We start from the raw sequence: 21,810 nt of genomic DNA on the forward strand, positions 1-21,810 counted from the left end.
AGGAGGCAGACCTGGCGGCGGTTCCCCCCGTCCGCAGTCTGAAGTGCGCGGCGGCGGACGGGTCAGGTCCGCCTGGCGCGCGAGGGTCACCATAGACATGTCACAAGTTCCGGTGGCAAGATCCCACCGGGCACATGGCTTGAATTCGACGATCAGGCCGGATCCAGCCACCACTGGACGCCGCACAAGACACTCACGAGAACGACAAAGGCCCCTCCGCTCGAAAGCGAAGGGGCCTCAGCCGATGCAATGCATAACATGGGAACTGTGGAGATGGCGGGAATCGAACCCGCGTCCAACGGTGCGGAATCAGGGCTTCTCCGTGTGCAGTTCGCTGTGCTTTTCTCGGCCCCGGCAATCACGCGAACAAGTCGCCGACGGGCCCAGTCACTGTTAGATTTCCCTCTTCACCCCGTGACCGGGATCAAGGTTTAGTCCCCTAGCTGATGCCAGGATCCGGGTCGGGAACACTCCCGGGCTGACACTCCCTTTAGTAAGGAGCAGGCTCGTCGCTACCTGAAATCAGGCGGCGAGGGAGAACTGCTGCTTGGGAGAATCGCTGTTAGAATTGGCGATTATTTTTTTCGGCCTGTGGTTTACGAGATCATGGCCGCTTCCTCGACACGCTTCACCTGCTTCGACAGCCGCTGTCGAAACCGATCATCCCCATGTTGTTTTTTCAAGCCCTCCGAGGAGGAGTCCCTCCGGAGAGGAACGCGCACCCTCGACGGGGTGCAGTAGCCATCGTACGTGACCAACGCGCGCCGATGCCACCGAATTCCCGCGCGCTACGCGTGCTGCTGCTTGCGCTTCACCGCCGAGACCGCCCGGTCCGTCTCACGCCGGTCCTGCTTCTCCCGCAGCGTCTGCCGCTTGTCGTACTCCTTCTTGCCTCGCGCCAGCGCGATCTCGATCTTCGCCCGGCCGTCCTTGAAGTACAGGGCCAGGGGCACGATCGTGTTGCCCCCCTCCTGCGTCTTGGACTCCAGCTTCTCGATCTCCGCGCGGTGCAGCAGCAGCTTCCGCTTGCGCCGGGCACTGTGGTTGGTCCAGGTGCCCTGGCTGTACTCCGGCACGTGCACGTTGTGCAGCCACGCCTCGTGCCCGTCGAGCTGCACGAAGCCGTCGACGAGCGAGGCGCGCCCCTGACGCAGCGACTTCACCTCGGTACCGGTGAGGACCAGTCCGGCCTCGTAGGTGTCGATGATGGCGTAGTCGTGCCGCGCCTTCTTGTTCTGGGCGACCAGCTTGCGCCCTGTTTCCTTAGCCATAGTGCCGCCCATTTTCGCACTACTGACCCGCTCCCGGGAAAGTGGATTACGCGGGCCCTACGAGGGGTCGCCCAGACCGCTCAGTACGGTCTCCGCCTGCTCCAGTGCCCCCTGGTCGGCGTCGAGGTCGGGAGTGAGGCCCACGCCGTCGACGCCGCGCCCCGCGGGGGTGCGGTAGTGGCCGACGGTCAGTTCGGCGACGGAGCCGTCGGGCAGCTGGCTCGGCATCTGCACCGAGCCCTTGCCGAAGGTCCTGGAGCCCACGACGACCGCCCGGCCGCGGTCCTGGAGGGCACCCGTGAGCAGCTCGGCCGCGCTCATCGTGCCGCCGTCGACGAGCGCGACCAGGGGTCTGGAGGTGTCGCCCCCCGGATCGGCGTGCAGGGCGCGCTGCTCGCCGTTGACGTCGTACGTGGCGACGAGGCCGCCGTCGAGGAAGGCGGAGGCGGCGGTGACGGCCTCGGTGACCAGGCCGCCGGAGTTGCCGCGCAGGTCGAGGATGATGCCGGCGCCGTCGGGGGCCTGCCGTACGGCGGTCCGCACCACGTCACCGACCCCCTTGGTGAAGGCGGCGACCCGGATGACGGTGACCTTGCCGTCGTCGACCTTCCGGACGGTCGCGGAGTCCGTGGACAGCTGGGCCCGGCGCAGAGTCTCGCTCCACGCGCGCGTGCCGCGTTCCAGCCCGAGCCGGACGGTCGTACCGGCGGCGGCGTCCTGTGCGTCACCGCGGAGTAAGGAGACGACCTCGGTGACCGGCCGCCCGTCGACCGTCTTCCCGTCGACACTGCGCAGCCGGTCGCCGCTACGGATCCCGGCGACGGCCGCGGGCGACCCGGACCGCACCCTGGTGACCTCGATACGGCCGTCCCGCCCACGCCGGGCCCACAGGCCGACGCCCGTGTACTGGCCGTCGAGGGCCTCCTCGAACTCCTCGTACTCCCCTGGGGAGTACACCGCTCCCCAGCGGTCCCCGCTGCGGCTGACGGCGCGCTCGGCGGCCTCCACGGGGGACTCGCCGTCGGCCATGGCCTCGGCGGCAGCGGCAGCGACGTCCTCGTGGTGCCCGGCGGGGGCGGCGGCGCGGACGGTGTCCGGGGTGGCCGGCTTGTGCTCGGCGGGCTCGGGGAGCGAGCCGGTGGCCGCGCCGGCGACCAGGACGCTGGCGAAGAGCAACGTCAGAGCCGCCCCGCGGCCTGCACGGCGGGGCTGTGTGAACAGGTCGCGGCCTGACATGCCGGTGAGTCTAGGACAACGCGAAGGGCCGTACGGTCGGTTGACCGAACGGCCCTCTTGGCATGCGTCACACCTTCAGGTACTTGCGCAGCGCGAAGAACGCGGCAAGCGCCGGCATCAGCAGACTCGTCGCGAGGATCAGCGGAAGCTTCGTGAGAACGGCGTCCCAGCCGATGAAGTTGATCAGGTTCAGCTTCTCGGACAGTGCCAGCCCGTGATCGATGATGAAGTACCGCGCGATCAGCAGGAAGGCACAGGCGACACCACCGCCGATCAGCCCCGCGACCGCGGCCTCCATGATGAACGGCGCCTGGATGTAGAACCCGGAGGCACCGACGAGCCGCATGATCCCGGTCTCACGCCGACGGCTGAACGCGGAAACACGCACGGTGTTGACGATCAGCATCAGCGCGACGACGAGCATGAGCGCCATCACCGCCCGGGCGGCCCAGTTCATACCGTTCAGCAGCCCGAAGAGGTTGTCGAGAATGCCCTTCTGGTCCTGCACGGACTGCACCCCGTCGCGCCCGTCGAAGGCCGTCGCGATGACCTGGTACTTCTCCGGGTCCTTGAGCTTGATCCGGTACGACTCCTGCATCTGGTCCGGGGTGAGCGAACTGGCCAGCGGGGAGTCGCCGAACTGCTCCTTGTAGTGCTTGTAGGCCTGGTCCGCGGACTCGTAGGTCACCTCCTGGACAACGGAGGTCATCTTGTCGAGGTCGGCGAGGATCTGCTTCTTCTGGTCGCCGGTCACCGCGCCCTTGGCACAGTTCGGGTCGGACTCGGCGTCGCTCTTGTTGCAGAGGAACACCGAGACGTTGACCTTGTCGTACCAGTAGCCCTTCATCGTGCTGACCTGGTCGCTCATCAGGAGCGACCCGCCGAACAGGGCGAGCGACAGGGCTACGGAGACGACGACGGCGAACGTCATCGTCAGATTGCGACGAAGACCGACACCGATCTCCGACAGTACGAACTGGGCGCGCATGGCGGGCTCAAGCCTTTCCGGGAACTCAGTGCTGGTAGCCGTAGACGCCGCGCGCCTGGTCGCGGACGAGACGGCCCTTCTCCAGCTCGATGACGCGCTTGCGCATCTGGTCCACGATGTTCTGGTCGTGCGTCGCCATCACCACGGTCGTGCCCGTCCGGTTGATCCGGTCGAGCAGCTTCATGATGCCGACGGAGGTCTGCGGGTCGAGGTTGCCGGTGGGCTCGTCGGCGATCAGCAGCTTGGGCCGGTTCACGAAGGCCCGCGCGATGGCCACGCGCTGCTGCTCACCACCGGACAGCTCACCGGGCATCCGCTCCTCCTTGCCCCCCAGCCCGACAAGGTCGAGCACCTGGGGTACGGACTTGCGGATCTCGCCCTTGGACTTGCCGATGACCTCCTGCGCGAAGGCGACGTTCTCGGCGACCGTCTTGTTCGGCAGCAGCCGGAAGTCCTGGAACACCGTCCCCAGCTGGCGCCGCATCTGCGGCACCTTCCAGTTGGAGATGCGCGCGAGGTCCTTGCCCAGGACGTGCACCTGACCGTGGCTGGCGCGCTCCTCGCGGAGGATCAGCCGCAGGAAGGTGGACTTGCCTGAGCCGGAGGACCCGACGAGGAAGACGAACTCACCCTTCTCGACCTCGAGGGTGACATCCCTGAGGGCGGGGTGGTTCTGCTTGGGGTAGACCTTGGAGACGCTGTCGAATCGGATCACGGATACACCACGGACCATCGGGGGCAGGTGACCGTGACCATACGCGAACCGAGCACAGGAGCGCAGGCACGGGAGTGCATTGCGTAAGGGTTGTGCGCATTTATGCCAGCCGGGGGAGCTTCCGTGCGCCGCCTAACCCGTGGAGCGCTGGGCAGGATAAGGCGAACCGCGCCGAAATCCGCGGAACCTGGCACAGTGGAGTGGGGAACGGTTGCGTTCCCGAAAGCGTTGTGTACGTGGAAGCGGCGCAAGGAGGGCAAAGCGCATGACGTACGACCGATTGGTGTGCGCGAACTGCGCGGCGCCCGTGAACGAGGGACGCTGTCGCGTCTGCCGGGCCAGCCGCCAGCGGCTGCAGCAAGAGAGCCCGTTCGGCGGACTCAACCCGATGGCGCTGATCGCGCTGCTGGCGGTGCTGATCGCGGCACTGGCCCTGGTGGCGCACCAGACGGCATAGGCCGCGCGGAAGCCCGTACGGGCGACGCAGGGGCAAGTGGGGCCCCGCGGAGGGCGGCCCCGCAGGATGTACGCGTGAAGGGCCCGGAGCGACGAAGCTCCGGGCCCTTCACGTGTGCACGTACTACCGATCGCCGGCTACTGACTGCCGGCGACTGCCTACTAGGCGGCAGCTCCGCCACGGCCGCCCACGAGGCGCGGGAGGACGCGGAAGCCGATACCGCCGGCGATCATAGTGGCGGCACCGATGATCAGGAAGGTCGTCTCGGCGGCGCCGGTCTCGGCGAGCTCGGCGCCCGAACCCTGGGCGGCGGTGTCCGTGCCCGTGTCGGTCAGGGACGAGGAGCCCTCCTCCTGGGTGGAGGGGTTCGAGCCGCCGTCGGGGTCGGTGTTGCTGTTGCCACCGTCGGTGTCGTCGCCGGGGCCCGTACCGCTGTCATCCGTAGGGTCTTCGGACGGCGTCCCGGTCGGGTCCTCCTCAGTGGGCTCACTCGGCTCGGTGGAGGGCTCCTCCGGCTCCGAGGGCTCGGGAGCGACCGTCGGCGTGGTCGGCACGGTCGGGGTGGGCTCGGGGTCGGGCAGGGTCGGGGTGGGCTCCGGCTCGGTCGGGAGCTCAGTCGGAACGGTCGGCGTCGGTTCCGGCTCGGGGCTCGGCGTACCGGCGCAGACCACGATCAGGCAATCGTCGTCGTCGGCGGCAGAGGCGATGCCCGCGGCGGTGAACGACGCACCGGCGGCGATGACCGCTCCGGCCGCGATCCGCGCGACCCGGATCCGCGTCTTGTTCGTCATAAGGCTGCTACCCCCAGTAGCTAAATCATCAGTGGAGCCGCGCCCGGGGCCGTGATCGACAGGGGGAGCGATGAGCGCCCCCCGGTTCACATGCGCCCCAGAGATACGCGTGCCAAGCGTCACCTTTTCGATTTTCCAAGAGAACGTCAAGGTCGTTGCGTGCGCAATGTCCGCTTGTTCCTCCGGTGCCGCACATCAGACCCTGTGAGTGTGATGTAAAACCCAGACATCCCGCGACACAAAGCAACCGCCGTCCAGTGGACGGCGGTTGCTTTGTCGACAAGGAGTTCTTTGGGGCTCTACTTCTCCTGCTGCTTGCGCCAGCGAATTCCGGCTTCGAGGAAACCGTCGATCTCACCGTTGAACACGGCCTCGGGGTTGCCGACTTCGTACTCCGTGCGCAGATCCTTGACCATCTGGTACGGGTGCAGGACGTACGAACGCATCTGGTTGCCCCAGGAGTTGCCGCCGTCGCCCTTGAGGGCGTTCATCTTGGCCTGCTCCTCCTGGCGGCGCCGGTCGAGGAGCTTGGCCTGGAGCACGTTCATCGCGGACGCCTTGTTCTGGATCTGCGACCGCTCGTTCTGGCAGGAGACCACGATGCCGGTCGGCAGGTGGGTCAGCCGCACCGCGGAGTCGGTGGTGTTGACGCCCTGGCCGCCGGGACCGGACGACCGGTAGACGTCGATCCGCAGCTCGGACTCGTCGATCTCGATGTGGTCGGTCGTCTCCACGACGGGCAGGATCTCCACCCCGGCGAACGAGGTCTGCCGACGCCCCTGGTTGTCGAAGGGCGAGATGCGTACGAGGCGATGCGTGCCCTGCTCCACGGAGAGCGTCCCGTAGGCGTACGGGATCTGGACGGCGAAGGTGGTCGACTTGATGCCGGCCTCCTCCGCGTACGACGTCTCGTAGATCTCGGTCTTGAAGCCCTTCTGCTCGGCCCACCGCAGGTACATCCGCTGAAGCTTCTCGGCGAAGTCGGCGGCGTCCACGCCACCGGCCTCCGCGCGGATGTTGACGAGGGCCTCACGGGCGTCGTACTCGCCGGAGAGGAGGGTACGGACCTCCATCTCGTCCAGCGCCTTCTTGACCGAGGTCAGCTCGGTCTCGGCCTCGGCGCGGGTGTCCGGGTCGTCCTCCTCCTCGGCCATCTCGAAGAGCACGCTCAGATCGTCGATCCGCCCGCGCAGCGCCTCGGCCTTCCTCACCTCCGCCTGGAGGTGGGAGAGCTTGCTGGTGATCTTCTGCGCTGCTTCCGGGTCGTCCCACAGGGACGGCGCCGCCGCCTGCTCCTCGAGCACGGCGACATCTGCCCTCAGCTTGTCGAGGTCCAGGACGGCCTCGATCGACTCCATGGTCGAGGAGAGGGACTTGAGCTCTTCGGATACATCGACGACTGCCACGACACCAGCGTAACGGCTCCGCCGAGCGGCAGACTTTCCCGCCTGCTTGACCGGCGTCAGAGAGGTGAGGCACATACCGCCCAGGCCGGCTCTCCCACCCACCCACCCGTCTCGCCCCGCCTACCAGACGCCCTCGAACCTCTCCAGCCCAGCCCAGCCCAGGCCACCCAGCCAGGACAAGGCCTGTCCGGCCCCAGCTTCTTTCCCGCCCACCCGCCCCCGCCGCGTGTTCAGCCAAAGCCCAGCCCTCCCAGCCCGTCCGGCGCTTGAGGACAAGGCCCGTTCAGGGCCGTAGCGGGGTCTGGGGCGGCAGCCCCAGGGATGGGAACGGGTAAGGGCGGCGGGGGCGAAACCCACGCCTCACGGAGACGCCGGCGCCGAGTTCTTCGTGTCCGGCGGGGTCGCCCCCGCGTCGTCGCCCGACGTGGCAACCCACGTGCCCACACCCACCGCGGCCACCAACGCCACCGCCGCCACACTCAACGTCACCCTGCGGCGCCGCGCCGAGGCCCGATGCCGCGCCGAACCGGGCCGCGGCGCCCCCGCAGGACGCGGCACACGCGCCGTACCCAGCGCCCCGCCCGCCAGCTCGTCCGGCCCCGGCACCCGCATCGACGTGTGCGTGTCCCGGTTCGAGTCCGGCTTCGCACCGCGCACCAGCGGCACCGCACCCCGCCGCACCCGCTCCCCCACCGGCACGGCCACCTCGTCGTACGCCTCGTCCCGCGCGGCCGGCCCCTGCCCGCCGGCCTCCGTGCCGTCCTCCGAGTCCGGCTCGTCCACGTCCAGCGGCGGCATCCCCACCAGCAACGGCAACTGCTCCCGCAGCCGCACCCCCAGCTCCGACGCCCGCAACCGCGACGCCGGCGCCTTCGCCAGGCACTGCACGAGCAGCTGCCACAGTTCCTCCGGGATGCCCGGGAGGGGCACCACCGTCTCCGTGACATGGCGGCGCAGGACCGCGCCCGGGTGGCCGCCGCCGAAGGGCGTGAACCCGGCCAGCAGCTCATAGAGGACCGTCGCCAGCGCGTAGATGTCGACCGCCGCGCGCGGAGGCAGTCCCTCCACGATCTCCGGCGCCAGATAGTCCGGCGTACCGATGATCTTCGTAGCCCGGGTCCGCCGCGGTGAGTCGATCAGTTTCGCGACGCCGAAGTCGGTCAGCAGGGCCGGATGCGAGCCGCCGGGGCCCAACGGGCCCTGCATGTCCAGCAGTACGTTCTCCGGCTTCACGTCGCGGTGCACGACCCCTGCGGCGTGCGCGGCGGCCAGCCCGTCCGCGATGTCGGCCACTATCGCGACGGCGGCCTCGGGCGCGAGCCTGCGCTCCCGGTCGAGCCGGGTGCGCAGGTCCGTACCCCGCACGAGGTCCATGACGAGCGCGAGGTCGTTCCCGTCGACCACCAGGTCCCGTACGGACACGATGTTCGGGTGTTCGAGGCCGAGCAGCGCGGTCCGCTCCTGCACGAAGCGTCCGACGAGCTCCTGGTCCGACGCCAGATCCTCGCGCAGCAGCTTGACGGCGACGGGCCCCTCGGGACCCTCGCCCAGCCACACCGTGCCGGCGCTGCCCCGCCCCAGGATCTGGTTGGCGGTGTACCGGCTGCCGATCTTCCGTGCCAAGACTGCTCCTACAGACGCGGGTTGCCGACGCTGCGCCGTTCCGGGGGGCAACCCCCGGACCCCCAGCCGACCCAGACCTCGGCCTCAGCTTCGGCCTCAGCCGACAAAACTACGCGTCCGGAGCCCCAACCTTCACCGCCGGGACGGAAATCACCCGCCAGGTGTCGACAAATCCCCAGAGTCACACCTGAATCACGGCCAGAGCACAGCCCATCTGCTCCATGAATGACATGGCTAACACCCAAATGCCCGACCTGGAGTCGGAGCGGTAACCGATACCCGACGGACGCACGCCCGCCGCCCGCCGGCTACTGCCCGGACTGGCCCCCGGAACCGCCGCCGCCCAGATCCCCGACCCAGCCGCTGACCGTGTCGATCCAGTCACCGAGCTGCGCGAAGAAGCCCTTCGTCGAGCCGATCCACCCCTGCAGCGGGCTCAGTTCCCAGATCAGCCACGCGGCGACGAACAGGATGATGATCGTGAACAGGCATCCCTTGAGGCAGCCGAGCCCGGGGATCTTCATCGGGTTGGCGCTGCGCTGCCGGGGTTCCCTCGGCTCGCGCGGCGGCCGGCCCTCGGGCTGCTGCGGGCGCTGGGGCTGCTGGGGCGCGGGCGGCGCGTACCGCTGCTGCGGCTGCTGTTGGTGCTGCGGCGGCGCGTACTGCTGGTGCTGGGGCGGCTGCCCCTGGCCCGGCCCCTGCGGGTAGCCGTATCCGGGCGGGGGCTGCTGCCCTCGTTGCTGCTGCTGCGGGCGCGACGGCGGTTGCTGGTACGGCGGCTGCTGGGGCTGTTGCTGCGGCGGCCGGCCCGACTGCCGCTGGGGCCGGCGGCGCAGCGGGTCGTCGTTGGGGTCCAGGTACTGGACCTGCGTCTGCTCGTTGCGGTCCCTGGCGGCGCGCAGCTGGTTCTGCCAGGGGTGCGGCTCCTCGGGCCCTCCGTGGCCGCCGGCCTGGTGCTGCTGCACCGGCGGCAGGACGGCGGTGGGGTCCGCGGCGCCCATCGAGCCGGGTCCGCCGGTGTGGGGCAGCACGCTGGTGGCCCCGTTCGGGTCGTACGCCCCGGCGCTGTGCGGGAGCACCTGGGTCGGGTCGGCCGATCCGGGCACAGCCGTCGGAGCGGGGTCCGGCGCGAGCAGGTGGACGACGCCCTCGGCCGCCGCGATCTGCATCGAGTTGGCGTGTACGCCGATGCCCTCGGCGACGACACGCAGCCCGCGCGCGAGGTTCTCGGCACTGGGTCGTTCGTCGGGGTTCTTGCGCAGGCAGCGCTCGATGACCGTCCACAGCGGTTCGGGCACGGTCGAGGGGCGGCGCGGTTCGGCGGTGAGGTGCTGGTGCAGCACCTCCAGGGCGGACCCGCCGCCGAACGGCGGACGGCCGGTGACCAGCTCGTACATCAGGATGCCGGCGCCGTAGATGTCGACCGCGGAGGTCTGCGGCCGGCCTTCGGCGGACTCCGGGGCGACGTACGCGGGCGTGCCGACGAACTCGTGGGTGCGGGTGAGGCCCGGGGAGTCGGCGAGACGGGCGATGCCGAAGTCGGTGAGCATCGGGTGCATCCGGCCGTTGTCCTGCATGAGCAGGACGTTGGCGGGCTTCAGGTCCCGGTGCACGACACCGTCGGCGTGGCTGACGGCGAGCGCGTCGGCGATCTGAGCGGTGAGCAGGGCGGCCGCGACCGGCGTGAAGGGGCCGTTCTCCCGCAGGTAGCGGTGCAGGTCGGGACCGTCGATGAGATCCATGACCAGCGCCAGCAGATCGCCCTCGACCACCAGGTCCCGTACGCGGACGATGTTCGGGTGGGTCAGCCGCAGCAGCACGGACCGCTCGCGCAGGAAGCGCATCACGATGTCCGCGTCGTTGGCGAGCTCCTCCTTGAGGACCTTGATCGCCACCGTCTCGCCGGGCTGGCCGGCGACCGCCGCCTCGGCTCCCGCGGTCTCCCTCTGGCGAGCGCGCCAGACGGTGCCCGTGGCGCCGCGTCCCAGCGGCTCCTCAAGGAGGTACTTGCTCCCTACCGGCCGCACGTCATGGCTCCCCTGCTGCTTGCTGGTGTTCCGACCCACTGTAGTGCCGTGCTCCCGGAAGGCCCTGGGTAACGGCCACCGTCCATGTACGGCTACGTACGGCCTCCCTTGCGCGTTCGATGGAAAGACGTCCGATTCGGTCGCTTCGGTTGCCGGATCCCGAACGTGACCGATCTCAAACCGATAACCAAACCGATCCCAAACGGACAGCCATCGGTCACTGGTCAGGCACTTTTGCGGGCAGAGGCGGCCATTCAAGATCACTTATCGGTGGGGGGCGGGCGCGTTGTCGGTGGCAGGTGCGAGGATGCCTCCAGTACTGGCCGACGTGCTCGTGTGCGGTGGGGGAAGTCCGCGGTGGTGGGACCCGTGGCGTGGCTTCGTCCTCCAAAACAGGTGCCCGTGCAGAAGGGACCGCTGACGGCGATGCAGATCCGGCTGACCGTCGTAGACCCGCTGGGCCCGCCCTCGGAGCCGTGGGCGCGCGCCGCGAGCTGCGATGTGCTGGTCACCGCTCCCGCCGGCACGGCGCTCGCCGCGGTCGCCTCGGCCCTGGCGTCGGTGGTCGCGGGCGACGGCGGTTCGTCCGTGCCCGAGCGCGGTACGGGCCGTGAGAGCGGCGGCGCGGTGGTGCTGTACGCGGGTGCCCAGCGCCTGGACACCCAGCGCTGCACCCTCGGCGAACCCCCGTTGATCGACGGCGCCGTGCTCGCCCTGGGCACCCCCGCCGAGCCCGAGCCGCACCCCGAGGCGGACGAGGCGGCGACCCAGCTGCACGTGGTCGCGGGACCGGACGCGGGCGGGGTCCATCTCCTGCATGGCGGCCAGATCACCATCGGCCGCTCCGCCGACGCCGACGTCCCGCTCGACGACCCGGACGTCTCCCGGCTGCACTGCGCGGTCACGGTCGCGGCGGACGGCCGTATAGCGGTCGCGGACCTGGGCTCCACGAACGGCTCGACCCTGTCCGGCGCCCGTCTCGGTACCCGTCCGGTCCGCCTGGCGCCGGGCGCGCTGCTGCGCATCGGCGAGTCGGCCCTGCGGCTGGCGCCGCCCGGTGACGCGGACGCGCGCGTGGGCACGACCCCCGACGGCGAGGGCCACGTCCGGGTGAGTGTCGTCAACGGAAGTACGGCGGACGACGCGGAGGGCACCCATGACGGGCGGCCCTCCCCCGCGGCGTCCCCGTCCCGGCCCCAGGCACAGCACACGCGCGTGCAGCCCGGCGGCACGGCGAAGCCGCCCTCCGGGGAGACCCATCACGCTTACGGCTCGGCGAGCTGGGGAGCCGCCGGGGGCCACGGCGCGCGCGGCCCGCAGGGCCCGGTCGAGGAGGCGGCGCCGCTCGTGCCGGGGCAGGGGCGGGCACCGCGGATCGAGAGTCGGGGGCCGGGCAGCGCCGGGGAAACCCACGGCGCCGGGTTCTCCATGACGGGGCCGGCATCCGGCGACGCCACGGTGCCGCACGCACGCCGGTCGTCCCGTCCGGCCGACAGGGAAGCGTCGTCGGCACCGACATCCGCAGCGGCATCGGCTGGTGCGACGGAGCAGGAAGAGGACTCCGCGGGCAGCAGGCGCAAGGGAACGCCCCTCCGGGGGACGGACGTTCCGCCGGGGGTGCGCAGGCGCGGTGGGCTCTCCGCGTGGGCGCGGCGGCTGACCGGCGGGCGCGCGGACCAGCAGACGGACGAGACAGCGGACGAGGCGTACGACGACGAGGGGCCCGTCGACACGGCGGCCCCGGAGTTCACGGGCGCCGTGTCGCAGGCACCGGAGAGCTGGCCCGACCCGGCGGCACTGCTGCTGACGGCCCTGGGTCCCGGCCCCCGCCTCTGGGAGCGCGGCCCGGGTCACCCCGAGGCGCTCACCGTGCGGCTCGGTACGGCGGACCGGGCGGCCCCCGACGGTTCGGGGCTGCTGCCCGCCGTACCGGTGACCGCCGGGCTGCGCGAGGTCGGGGCGCTGGGGCTGGCGGGGCCGCGCACGCGGCTCTCGGGGCTGGCCCGCGCGGTCGTGGCCCAGCTGGCCGCGCTGCACTCCCCCGAGTCCCTGGAGATCGTCCTGCTCAGCACGGACCGCTCGCGCACCGCTCAGGAGCGCACCGCGGAGTGGTCCTGGCTCGGCTGGCTCCCGCATCTGCGCCCCGGGCACGGCCAGGACTGCCGTCTCCTCGTCGCCTACGACCGCGAACAGGCCACGGCCCGCACGGACGAACTCCTGCGCCGCCTGGAGGACCACTACGCGGAGACGGCGGCGAAGATTCCCGTCTCCTCCGCCTCCCCCGCCTCTCCCACTTCGAGTGACGTCGCCCAGGGAGCGGCCCGGCGGCCCTCCTGGGCCCGGGACGACGCCGCTGACGAGTCGGCGGACGGTTTCGCGGGCCCGTACACCGTGGTCGTCGTGGACGGCGACCCCGGCGGCGCGGCCGTCCGGGAGGCCGTGGCACGGCTGGCACACGAAGGGCCGCGGGCCGGCATACATGTCGTCTGCCTCGCGGAGACGGAGTCGGCGTCGCCCGCATCGCCGGTGGCAGAGACGTACGAGGCGGCCTGCGCGGCCTCTCCGACGTTCCGCGAGTGCGGGGCGGTGGCGCTGCTGGGCGGCGACGTGGCCACGGCCCTGCATGTGATGCGGGTGGCGCGGGCGGGGGTGACCGCACCTGTGCGGCCGGACTCCACGGGCACCTCTGCCACGGGCTCCGCCGACTTCGGCGGCGCGACGGGTTCTGAAGGCCTTTCCGGTACTTCTGTGTCTTCCGGTACTTCTGCGTCTGCCGGTTCCTCTGCGTCTTCTGCGTCTGTCGGCTCTTCCGCGTCTGCCGGTCATGTCGTCTCCTCCCAGTCCACGCACCCTCACCTTCCCTCCACCGGGCTGGTCGGGCAGGGTTCCGTCGCCGCCGTGGATGCCGTGTCCCTGGCCTGGGCCGAGCGGTTCGCGCGGGCGCTGGCCCCGCTGCGGACCGAGGGTGCCGGCGGGGGACGCCAGCAGCGCGTCTCCGCGCCGTTGCCACAGGCGGCGCGGCTGCTCGACGAGCTGGGGCTCGCCCGGGCCACCCCGGCGTCCCTGATGGCCCGTTGGGCGGCGGCGGCCGACGACGCCGAGACGCGCGGCGGCCGGGCCTGGGCCGTACTCGGCGCCGGACCGCGCGGACCCGTCGGCGTGGACCTCGCGGCCGAGGGTCCGCATCTGCTGATCGAGGGGCCGCCCGGCAGCGGACGCACGGAGCTGCTGCGGGCGGTCGTCGCGTCGCTGGCCGCCGCCGAGCGGCCCGACCGGCTGGGCATCGTACTGATGGACGGCCGGGACACCACGGGCAGCGGCGGCGGGGGCGCCGCGCACGGGGACGGACTGCGGGTGTGTACCGACGTTCCGCACGTCACCACCCACCTCACGGCCAACGACCCCGTCCGGATGCGGGAGTTCGCCCAGTCCCTGAGCGCCGAACTGAAGCGGCGGGCCGAGCTGCTCGGCCGGGTCCCGTTCGCCGAGTGGCACACCGGACGCGAGCTGTCCGGCCGGATCGGTCCGCAGCGGTCGGTGTCGAGCGCACGTGGCTCGGCGGGGGCGGGCTCAGGGGCAGGGTCGGTGTCGGGTAGCGCGGAGGCGGGTGCCGGGGATCTCGACACTCCCCCCAGTTCGACGTTGCGGTTGCGGCCGGCGGCGAGTCGGCGGCGTACGGAGGTGCCGCCGCTGGCCCGGCTCGTGGTGGTCGTGGACGACCTGGACGCGTTGGTGTCGCCGGCGCTGGGGTCGCCGGGGCGGCCGTCCGCGGGGTCCGTCGTGCGGGCGTTGGAGGCGGTGGCCCGGGAGGGTGAGCGGCTCGGGGTGCATCTCGTGGCCGCGGCCGGTGTCGGTGGGCGCACCGCGGAGACGGAGCTGGCGCGGGGCGCCGCGCTGCGGGTCCTGCTGGACGCGCCGGCGCCGGGACCGGACGAGCCCGCGGCCGGGCGGGGGCGGTTGAGCGGGGCGGACGGAAGAAGCATCCCGTTCCAAGGGGGGCGGGTGACGGGGCGTATCCCGCGTACGGCGACGCTGCGGCCGACTGTCGCCGCGCTGGAATGGCAGCGGATGGGTGACCCGCCGGCCCGCCGGCCCATCCGCGAACTGGGCAACGGGCCCACGGACCTGGCCCTGCTGGCCAGCGCGCTGGAACGGGCGACGCGCTCGGTCGCGGCGGCGGAGGTGCCGTCGCTCCTGTAGCGGGGGCGCGGTTTCCCGCCCCCGCCGCCCCTACCCGTCCCATCCCTTCCTGGGAGCTGCGCCCCCAGACCCCCGCTACGGCCCTGAACGGGCCTCGTCCTCAAACTCCCCCAGAGGGGGGACCCCCAACGGGCTGAAATGTCAGACGGACCGAGGCGGGTGGCTCGGTGGGTGGGAAAAGGCAGTTCGCGGGCACCCGGTAAACGAACTGGCAACTGGTGGGTGGGTAGGAGAGCAAGGACACGACGCGGTCACGATCGTCCGCTTGACAGCGCAGGCGCTCTTGCCGACCCCAACGACCCGGCGTAGACCAGAGCCCACGCGACAGCGCCGAACACGTTCAACGCCGAACGAACGGGGCAGACATGAGCAGCAACCTTCGTACACGCGGCACAGCCAAAACACTGGCCGCCCTCTCCGCCACCGCCCTCGCCCTCACCCTCACGTCCTGCGGCTCCGACGACGACAGCCCGGGCGGCACCAGCACCAGCAAAGGCACCGGCGGTGACACCTCCGCCTCCGTCCAGCTCCCCAAGCTCGACGGGCAGACGTTAGAAGTCGCCGCCGTCTGGACGGGGCCCGAGCAGGAGAACTTCACCCAGGTCCTGAAGGAGTTCGAGAAGCGCACCGGCGCGAAGGTCAACTTCGTGCCGACCGGCAACAACACCTCCACGTTCCTCGGTACGAAGATCCAGGGCGGCCAGCCGCCGGACGTCGCGTTCCTGCCGCAGGTCGGCGTACTGCACCAGTTCGCCGAGAAGAGCTGGATCAAGCCTCTCGGCGCGGACGCGCAGGCCCAGCTCGACAAGAACTTCTCCGCCGGCTGGAAGGACCTCGGCGCCTTCGAGGGCAAGCAGTACGGCATCTATGTCAAGGCCGCCAACAAGTCCCTGGTCTGGTACAACACCGCCGCCTTCGAAGCCGCGGGCATCACCGACACCCCCACCACCTGGAAGGACTTCGTCGCCACCGCCCAGACCCTCTCCGACGCCGGCTCCCCCGCCGTCTCCGTGGGCGGCGCCGACGGCTGGACCCTCACCGACTGGTTCGAGAACATCTATCTCTCGCAGGCCGGCCCGGAGAAGTACGACCAGCTCGCCGAGCACAAGATCAAGTGGACCGACCCCTCCGTCAAGGACGCCCTCACCACGCTCGCCGAGCTCTGGGGCAAGGACGAGCTCCTCGCCGGCGGCCGCAAGGGCGCGCTGGGGACGGAGTTCCCGAAGTCGGTCACCCAGACCTTCTCCGGTGACACCCCGGCCGGGATGGTCTTCGAGGGCGACTTCGTGGCCGCCAACATCAACGCGGACACGAAGGCCAAGATCGGAACGGACGCGAAGGTCTTCCCGTTCCCGGCGGTCGGCGACCAGGCGCCCGTCGTCAGCGGCGGCGATGTCGCCGTGGCCCTCAAGGACGGCGCGGGCGCCCAGGCCCTGCTGACCTTCCTCGGCTCGACCGACGCTGCCGAGATCTGGGCGGCCCAGGGCGGCTTCCTCTCCCCCAGCAAGGAGATGGACCAGACCAGTTACAAGGACGACGTCACCCGGGACATCGCCAAGGCCCTCATCGAGGCCGGCGACGACTTCCGCTTCGACATGTCCGACCAGGCCCCGGCGGCCTTCGGCGGTACCCAGGGCACCGGCGAGTGGAAGTACCTCCAGGACTTCCTGAAGAACCCGAAGGACATCGCGGGCACCCAGCAGAAACTAGAGACGGACGCCGCCAAGGCGTACAAGAGCAGCTGACGGCCCCGGCATGGACTCCAAGGAGAACAAGCCCCCCGACGCTTCCACCGCCCCCACAACTCCCGTCTCACCCACCGCGCCCACCCCACGTCGGCGGAGGGTGACCGGCACCCGCTGGTGGGTGGCGGGACTCTTCCTGCTGCCCGCCCTGGTGCTGCTCGGCGCGCTCGTCGTCTACCCCATCGGATACTCGGTCTGGCGCAGCCTCTACGACGCCGACGGCTCGGGCTTCGTCGGCCTGGAGAACTACGGCGACATCTTCACGAACGACGCCACGCTGACCGCCGTACGCAACACGGCGATCTGGGTGGCCGTCGCGCCCGCCCTCGTCACCGCGCTCGGTCTGATCTTCGCGGTGCTGACCGAACGGGTGCGCTGGGGTACGGCGTTCAAGCTGATCGTCTTCATGCCGATGGCGATCTCGATGCTCGCGGCGGGCATCATCTTCCGTCTCGTCTACGAGGCGGACCCGAACCAGGGTGTCGCCAACGCGATCGTGACGTCGGTGCACGACGCCTTCGTCGACTCGTCCGTCTATCCGAAGGCCCGCCCGAACGCCCAGGCCAGCGACCTCAAGTCGTCCGGCGGCGGCTCGTTCACCTCCACCGGAACCGTCAGCCCGGGCACCCCCGCTCTCCTCCCCCTCGTGGGCATCGCCCCCAACAAGCTCCCCGGCACGCCCGAGGACGCGAAGAGCGCCGACGCCACCGGTTCCGGGATCAACGGCACCGTCTGGCTGGACTTCAAGCTCGGCGGTGGCGGTACGAAGGGGCAGGTCGACGCGGGTGAGAAGGCGCTGACCGGCGTGAAGGTCGAGGCCGTGAAGGACGGGAAGGTGGTCGCCTCGGCGACCAGCCGCGCCGACGGCACCTTCAGCCTGCCCGCCGACGCCGAAGGGGCCCAACTGCGTCTGCCCGGCTCGAACTTCGCCGCCGCCTACAACGGGATCGACTGGCTCGGTCCGGCTCTCGTCACCCCGGCCATCATCGGCAGCTACACGTGGATGTGGGCCGGGTTCGCCATGGTTCTCATCGCGGCGGGGCTCGCCGGGGTGGACCGGAATCTGCTGGAGGCCGCCCGGGTCGACGGCGCCAACGAGTGGCAGGTGTTCCGCCGGGTCACCGTCCCGCTCCTCGCACCCGTGCTGGTCGTCGTCCTCGTCACGCTGATGATCAACGTGATGAAGGTGTTCGACCTCGTCTACATCATCGCTCCGCAGCCCAGTCAGGACGACGCCAACGTCCTCGCGCTCCAGCTGTTCCTGTCGTCGTTCGGCGGTGGCGGCAACTACGGCGTCGGCAGCGCGATCGGCGTCATTCTGCTGCTGCTCGTCCTGCCGGTGATGTTCGTCAATCTCCGTCGACTGAGGAAGGAGCGTCAGCGGTGATGGCTCTCGACACGACCGTGCGCGCCAAACGCTCGTTCGCCGCCCGGGTGGCGAGCAGCGCGGCCGGCGGCGTGATGCGCTTCTTCCTGATCCTCGTGGCGCTCATCTGGATGGTGCCGACGCTCGGGCTGCTGATGTCGTCGTTCCGCGACCCGGCGGACATCTCCACCTCCGGGTGGTGGAAGGTGTTCACGGCTCCCGGCCAGCTGACCGCCAAGAGCTACGAGACGCTGCTGAAGAACGACGCGATCACCGGCTCCCTCCTCAACACCATCTGGATCACGGTCCCGGCGACGCTCCTCGTCGTCCTCATCGGCGCGATGGCCGGGTACGCCTTCGCGTGGATGGACTTCAAGGGGCGCGACTGGTGGTTCCTGGTCGTCGTCGCGCTCCTCGTCGTACCCGTGCAGGTGGCGCTGATCCCGCTCTCCGACCTCTACGGGAAGCTCGGGATCTTCGGCGAGATCATCGGGGTGGTGCTGTTCCATGTGGGGTTCGGGCTGCCGTTCGCGATCTTCCTGTTGCGGAACTTCTTCGCGGAGATCCCGCGTGAGCTGCTGGAGGCGGCCCGGCTGGACGGAGCGGGCGAGATCAGGCTGTTCGCGACCGTCGTCCTGCCGCTCGCCGCGCCCGCGATCGCGTCCCTGGGGATCTTCCAGTTCCTGTGGGTGTGGAACGACATGCTGGTCGCGCTGGTGTTCTCCGACTCGGAGTCGCAGCCGCTGACGGTCGCTCTTCAGCAGCAGGTACGGCAGTTCGGCAGCAACATCGAGGTGCTGGCGCCGGGCGCGTTCATCTCGATGGTGATCCCGCTGGCCGTGTTCTTCGCGTTCCAGCGGCAGTTCGTGTCGGGGGTGATGGCGGGAGCGGTCAAGTAACCGGATAAGAACTCTCATCACCCCAGACCACCGGTTACCGTCCCCCACATGCCGCAATCGGCGTAACCAAGTCACTCCATCGGCCGTTGCCGGGCAGTATGCCCGCGCCGACCCGCCGACCCATGGATGTGTCTTGCCCAGGTTCAGTGTCATCGTCCCCGCGTACAAAGTTCAGGCCTACCTGCACGAATGCCTGGAATCGGTGCTCGGCCAGTCGTATCCGGATCTAGAAGTGATCGCCGTCGACGACTGCTCGCCCGATGCCTGCGGTGCGCTCGTCGACGAGTTCGCGGCCCGCGACGCCCGGGTGCGCCCGGTCCATCTGCCGGAGAACGGCGGGGTGGGCCGGGCGCGCAACGCGGGCGTCGAGCACGCGACCGGGGACTACCTCGTCTTCCTCGACGGCGACGACACCCTCGCCCCGGACGCGCTGCGGGCGATCGCCGACCGGATCAAGGAGGCGGGCGATCCGGACGTCGTCGTCTACGACCACGCGCACTCCTTCTGGACCGGCGCGATCGTCCGCAGCCCGTTCCTCGGGCAGCTCACCGAGCAGGGTCCCGTCCCCTTCCGGCTCGACGACCGGCCGGGGCTGCTCAAACTGCCGCTGGTGGCCTGGAACAAGGCGTACCGGCGGGAGTTCGCCGAGCGTGAGGGCCTCGTCTTCCCGCCCGGCGCCCACACGGACACCCCCTGGACGGTCCCGGCGCTGCTGGCCGCCGAGTCGGTCGCGACCCTGGACCGGGTCTGCGTCCACCACCGCCAAAAGCGGCAGCACACCGAGGCCCTTCCCGTCGCCGACCAGGGGCACGTCGACATCCACGAGCAGTACGACCGTGTCTTCGCGTTCGTCGACGCGCACCCCGAACTCACGCACTGGCGGCCGGTGTTGTTCCGGCGGATGGTCGACCAGCTGATGTCGGTGCTGGCCAGGACCGACCGGCTGCCGCGCGGCGCCCGCGCCGAGTTCCTGCGCAAGTCGCGTGCTCACTACCGCCGTTACCGCGTCCCGGGCGCCTCCGTGCCGCTGCACGCGCGCCTCAGGCACCTTCTCGTCCGGACGGGCAGCTACCGCACGTATCGAGCGGTACGGCTCGTGTCCGCGCTGCGCCGGCACACCACCCGCCTCGTCAAGTCCCTTGCCCGGAGCGTCCGTTCAACGGCCCTGCGGCTGCACTACCGGGTGCAGCTGCGACTGCCGCTGCGCGCCGACCGGGCCGTCTTCACCAGTCACTCCGGGCGCGGGTACGGCTGCAACCCGGGTGCCCTGGAAGCCGCGTTCCGCTCTTTCGTGCCCAGGATGCGTACGGCGTGGGTCGCCCGGCCCGAGCACCATCACACGCTCCCGACGGCGACCGCCCGGGTCCGGCCCGGCACCGCCGCCTACTGGACGGCGCTGGCCCGCTCCAAGTACCTGGTGAGCAACGTGAGTTGGGAGGAGCGGTTTGTGAAGCGGGCCGGGCAGGTGGTGATCCAGACCCAGCATGGGACGCCGCTGAAGCAGATGGGCCTCGACCTCCAGGACCGGCCGGCCGCCGCCCGTGACACCGACTTCACCGCGCTCCTCGCGGACGTCGACACCTGGGACCACTGCCTGTCCGCCAACCGCCACTCCACCCTCGTATGGGAGCGCGTCTTCCCCGGCGGCTACGCCACCCTGGAGACCGGGCAGCCCCGCAACGACGTGTTCCAGCAGGCGACTTCGACGGACGTGACCCGGCTGCGCGAGTCGCTCGGCATCCCGGAGGGCTCGGTCGCGATCCTGTACGCGCCCACGCACCGCGACTATCTCCGCGGCCCTCGCCACACCCTCGACCTGGAGCGCGTCCTGCGCCAACTCGGCCCGCGTTTCGTCCTGTTGGTCCGCGCCCACCACCTCTACGACGCCCCGCTGACGCACGCGTCCGGCGGTCGGCTGATCGACGTGACCGGACATCCGAGCGTCGAGTCGCTGTGCCTCGCCTCGGACGCGCTGATCACCGACTACTCCTCCCTGATGTTCGACTACGCCAACCTGAACCGGCCGATCGTGATCCACTCGGACGACTGGGAGGCGTACGAGGCGGCCCGTGGCACCTACTTCGACCTGCGTGCCTTCCCGCCGGGCGCGGTCTCGCGCAGCGAGGACGAGCTGATCGACATCTTCGCGACCGGCCACTGGCGCGGTTCGCGCTCCGCGCAGCTGCGGGCCGCCTTCCGCGAGCGGTTCTGCCCGTACGACGACGGGCGCGCCGCCGAACGGGTCGTACGGCGGCTGGTGCTGGGCGAGACGGCGGGGTCGGCGCCGGTCACTCCGCTCGCCGAGCGCCACCCGGTGCCGTCGGCGGCGGACGCGTTCGTCAATGCGCCGCTCACGAGCGTGCCGCATCCGCATCCCGGCGCCGAGGCCTGTGCCGATGCCGTGCCCGTCCACAACGGCTCCTGAACACCGTTACCCGCACGGGGAGTTCCCATGCCGTCGAGTCCGTCGCGGCCCACTCCGACCCGGCCGACCACCTGGCGGCCGGCCGGACGCCCCGGCCGTCCCATGACGGTGCCCGCGCCGGCATCAACGCCGGCGCGGGCAGGTCACGTACAGGTTGCTGCTCGGTGTACTACTCGATGACGAGGTCGACCTCGATGTTGCCGCGGGTCGCGTTGGAGTACGGGCAGACCTGGTGGGCCTGCTCGACCAGCTTGCGGCCGGCCTCGGCGTCGACGGAGTCGGGCAGCTCGACGCGCAGGGTGACCTTGAGGCCGAAGCCCTCGCCCTGCTTGCCTATGCCGACCTCGGCGGTCACGGCGGCGTCGCTGACGTCGATCTTGGCGTTGCGGCCGACGAGGCCGAGGGCGCTGCCGAAGCAGGCGGCGTAACCGGCGGCGAAGAGCTGCTCCGGGTTGGTTCCGGCGCCGTTGCCACCCAGCTCCACCGGCATGGCCAGCGCGAGGTCCACCTTGCCGTCGGAGCTGACGGCGCGGCCCTCGCGGCCGTGCGTGGCGGTGGCGACTGCGGTGTAGATCGCGTCCATGGAACCCGTCCCTCTCATCACATCAAGCAGGTCAGTCAGTTTCGGAGCTTCCCGGCTTCCCGCGGAGCTCCTTGTGGA

The 21,810-nt window shown here is 70.6% G+C and carries 15 protein-coding genes and 1 other RNA gene; 6 read left to right on the plus strand and 10 right to left on the minus strand.

Going from position 1 to position 21,810, the window contains the following annotated elements:
• Nucleotides 1-265 precede the first annotated feature (265 nt).
• From ssrA to ftsE, 5 genes are all read right to left on the minus strand, one after another.
• Nucleotides 266-668: a transfer-messenger RNA gene (gene ssrA / locus ACH4TV_RS07660) on the minus strand.
• 120 nt (nt 669-788) lie between these two features.
• A complete protein-coding gene (gene smpB, locus ACH4TV_RS07665; protein WP_398395178.1) occupies nt 789-1,271 on the minus strand; it encodes an SsrA-binding protein SmpB in 483 nt (160 codons plus the stop codon).
• A gap of 57 nt (nt 1,272-1,328) precedes the next feature.
• Nucleotides 1,329-2,507: a S41 family peptidase gene (locus tag ACH4TV_RS07670; RefSeq protein ID WP_398395180.1), complete on the minus strand. Its 1,179-nt coding sequence runs from the start codon at nt 2,505-2,507 to the stop codon at nt 1,329-1,331.
• 67 nt (nt 2,508-2,574) lie between these two features.
• Nucleotides 2,575-3,495 carry a permease-like cell division protein FtsX gene (ftsX, locus tag ACH4TV_RS07675; RefSeq protein WP_398395182.1) on the minus strand — a complete coding sequence of 307 codons (921 nt, stop codon included), beginning with the start codon at nt 3,493-3,495 and terminating at the stop codon, nt 2,575-2,577.
• Between the two features lie 25 nt (nt 3,496-3,520).
• Complete coding sequence (gene ftsE / locus ACH4TV_RS07680; RefSeq protein WP_398395184.1) at nt 3,521-4,210, minus strand: cell division ATP-binding protein FtsE; 690 nt, start codon at nt 4,208-4,210, stop codon at nt 3,521-3,523.
• 265 nt (nt 4,211-4,475) lie between these two features.
• Between ftsE and ACH4TV_RS07685 the strand changes: the two genes are divergently transcribed.
• A complete protein-coding gene (locus ACH4TV_RS07685; protein ID WP_398395186.1) occupies nt 4,476-4,667 on the plus strand; it encodes a hypothetical protein in 192 nt (63 codons plus the stop codon).
• Nucleotides 4,668-4,828: 161 nt separating this feature from the next.
• On the opposite strand, the gene ACH4TV_RS07690 is transcribed toward ACH4TV_RS07685, so the two are convergent.
• The 4 genes from ACH4TV_RS07690 to ACH4TV_RS07705 form a co-directional block, all read right to left on the minus strand.
• Complete coding sequence (locus tag ACH4TV_RS07690) at nt 4,829-5,458, minus strand: LPXTG cell wall anchor domain-containing protein (protein ID WP_398395188.1); 630 nt, start codon at nt 5,456-5,458, stop codon at nt 4,829-4,831.
• A 299-nt stretch (nt 5,459-5,757) separates the two neighbouring features.
• Nucleotides 5,758-6,864 carry a peptide chain release factor 2 gene (gene prfB, locus ACH4TV_RS07695; protein ID WP_398395189.1) on the minus strand — a complete coding sequence of 369 codons (1,107 nt, stop codon included), beginning with the start codon at nt 6,862-6,864 and terminating at the stop codon, nt 5,758-5,760.
• A gap of 360 nt (nt 6,865-7,224) precedes the next feature.
• A complete protein-coding gene (locus ACH4TV_RS07700; RefSeq protein ID WP_398395191.1) occupies nt 7,225-8,487 on the minus strand; it encodes a serine/threonine-protein kinase in 1,263 nt (420 codons plus the stop codon).
• 308 nt (nt 8,488-8,795) lie between these two features.
• Nucleotides 8,796-10,514 carry a serine/threonine-protein kinase gene (locus ACH4TV_RS07705; protein ID WP_398395193.1) on the minus strand — a complete coding sequence of 573 codons (1,719 nt, stop codon included), beginning with the start codon at nt 10,512-10,514 and terminating at the stop codon, nt 8,796-8,798.
• 426 nt (nt 10,515-10,940) lie between these two features.
• On the opposite strand from ACH4TV_RS07705, the gene ACH4TV_RS07710 reads away from it, so the two are divergent.
• The 5 genes from ACH4TV_RS07710 (at nt 10,941) to ACH4TV_RS07730 (ending at nt 21,149) form a co-directional block, all read left to right on the plus strand.
• Nucleotides 10,941-14,714 (plus strand): FHA domain-containing protein, encoded by a 3,774-nt coding sequence (locus tag ACH4TV_RS07710; RefSeq protein WP_398395418.1) that lies wholly within the window; start codon nt 10,941-10,943, stop codon nt 14,712-14,714.
• 365 nt (nt 14,715-15,079) lie between these two features.
• Nucleotides 15,080-16,459: an ABC transporter substrate-binding protein gene (locus tag ACH4TV_RS07715; protein ID WP_398395195.1), complete on the plus strand. Its 1,380-nt coding sequence runs from the start codon at nt 15,080-15,082 to the stop codon at nt 16,457-16,459.
• Between the two features lie 10 nt (nt 16,460-16,469).
• Nucleotides 16,470-17,846, plus strand: coding sequence for a carbohydrate ABC transporter permease (locus tag ACH4TV_RS07720; RefSeq protein WP_398395196.1), 1,377 nt, complete (start codon nt 16,470-16,472; stop codon nt 17,844-17,846).
• Complete coding sequence (locus ACH4TV_RS07725; RefSeq protein WP_398395198.1) at nt 17,846-18,724, plus strand: carbohydrate ABC transporter permease; 879 nt, start codon at nt 17,846-17,848, stop codon at nt 18,722-18,724. The genes ACH4TV_RS07720 and ACH4TV_RS07725 overlap by 1 nt, the downstream gene beginning before the upstream one ends.
• Before the next feature lie 133 nt (nt 18,725-18,857).
• Complete coding sequence (locus ACH4TV_RS07730) at nt 18,858-21,149, plus strand: CDP-glycerol glycerophosphotransferase family protein (RefSeq protein WP_398395200.1); 2,292 nt, start codon at nt 18,858-18,860, stop codon at nt 21,147-21,149.
• 169 nt (nt 21,150-21,318) lie between these two features.
• Here the strand turns inward: ACH4TV_RS07730 and ACH4TV_RS07735 are convergent, their stop codons facing one another.
• Nucleotides 21,319-21,732, minus strand: a complete 414-nt coding sequence (locus ACH4TV_RS07735) for an organic hydroperoxide resistance protein (protein ID WP_398395201.1) — start codon at nt 21,730-21,732, stop codon at nt 21,319-21,321.
• Nucleotides 21,733-21,810 lie beyond the last annotated feature (78 nt).

It is taken from the genome of Streptomyces sp. NPDC020898, from assembly GCF_044333925.1.
In the GTDB taxonomy this organism is placed as follows: domain Bacteria; phylum Actinomycetota; class Actinomycetes; order Streptomycetales; family Streptomycetaceae; genus Streptomyces.

Excerpts from the sequence above, each read along its gene's own strand:
- ftsX (WP_398395182.1), bottom strand. The coding sequence starts at position 3,495 with ATGCGCGCCCAGTTCGTACTGTCGGAGATCGGTGTCGGTCTTCGTCGC.
- ACH4TV_RS07715 (WP_398395195.1), top strand. The coding sequence starts at position 15,080 with ATGAGCAGCAACCTTCGTACACGCGGCACAGCCAAAACACTGGCCGCC.
- ACH4TV_RS07710 (WP_398395418.1), top strand. The coding sequence starts at position 10,941 with ATGCAGATCCGGCTGACCGTCGTAGACCCGCTGGGCCCGCCCTCGGAG.
- ACH4TV_RS07735 (WP_398395201.1), bottom strand. The coding sequence starts at position 21,732 with ATGGACGCGATCTACACCGCAGTCGCCACCGCCACGCACGGCCGCGAG.
- smpB (WP_398395178.1), bottom strand. The coding sequence starts at position 1,271 with ATGGCTAAGGAAACAGGGCGCAAGCTGGTCGCCCAGAACAAGAAGGCG.
- ACH4TV_RS07670 (WP_398395180.1), bottom strand. The coding sequence starts at position 2,507 with ATGTCAGGCCGCGACCTGTTCACACAGCCCCGCCGTGCAGGCCGCGGG.
- ACH4TV_RS07720 (WP_398395196.1), top strand. The coding sequence starts at position 16,470 with ATGGACTCCAAGGAGAACAAGCCCCCCGACGCTTCCACCGCCCCCACA.
- ACH4TV_RS07690 (WP_398395188.1), bottom strand. The coding sequence starts at position 5,458 with ATGACGAACAAGACGCGGATCCGGGTCGCGCGGATCGCGGCCGGAGCG.
- ACH4TV_RS07725 (WP_398395198.1), top strand. The coding sequence starts at position 17,846 with ATGGCTCTCGACACGACCGTGCGCGCCAAACGCTCGTTCGCCGCCCGG.
- ACH4TV_RS07685 (WP_398395186.1), top strand. The coding sequence starts at position 4,476 with ATGACGTACGACCGATTGGTGTGCGCGAACTGCGCGGCGCCCGTGAAC.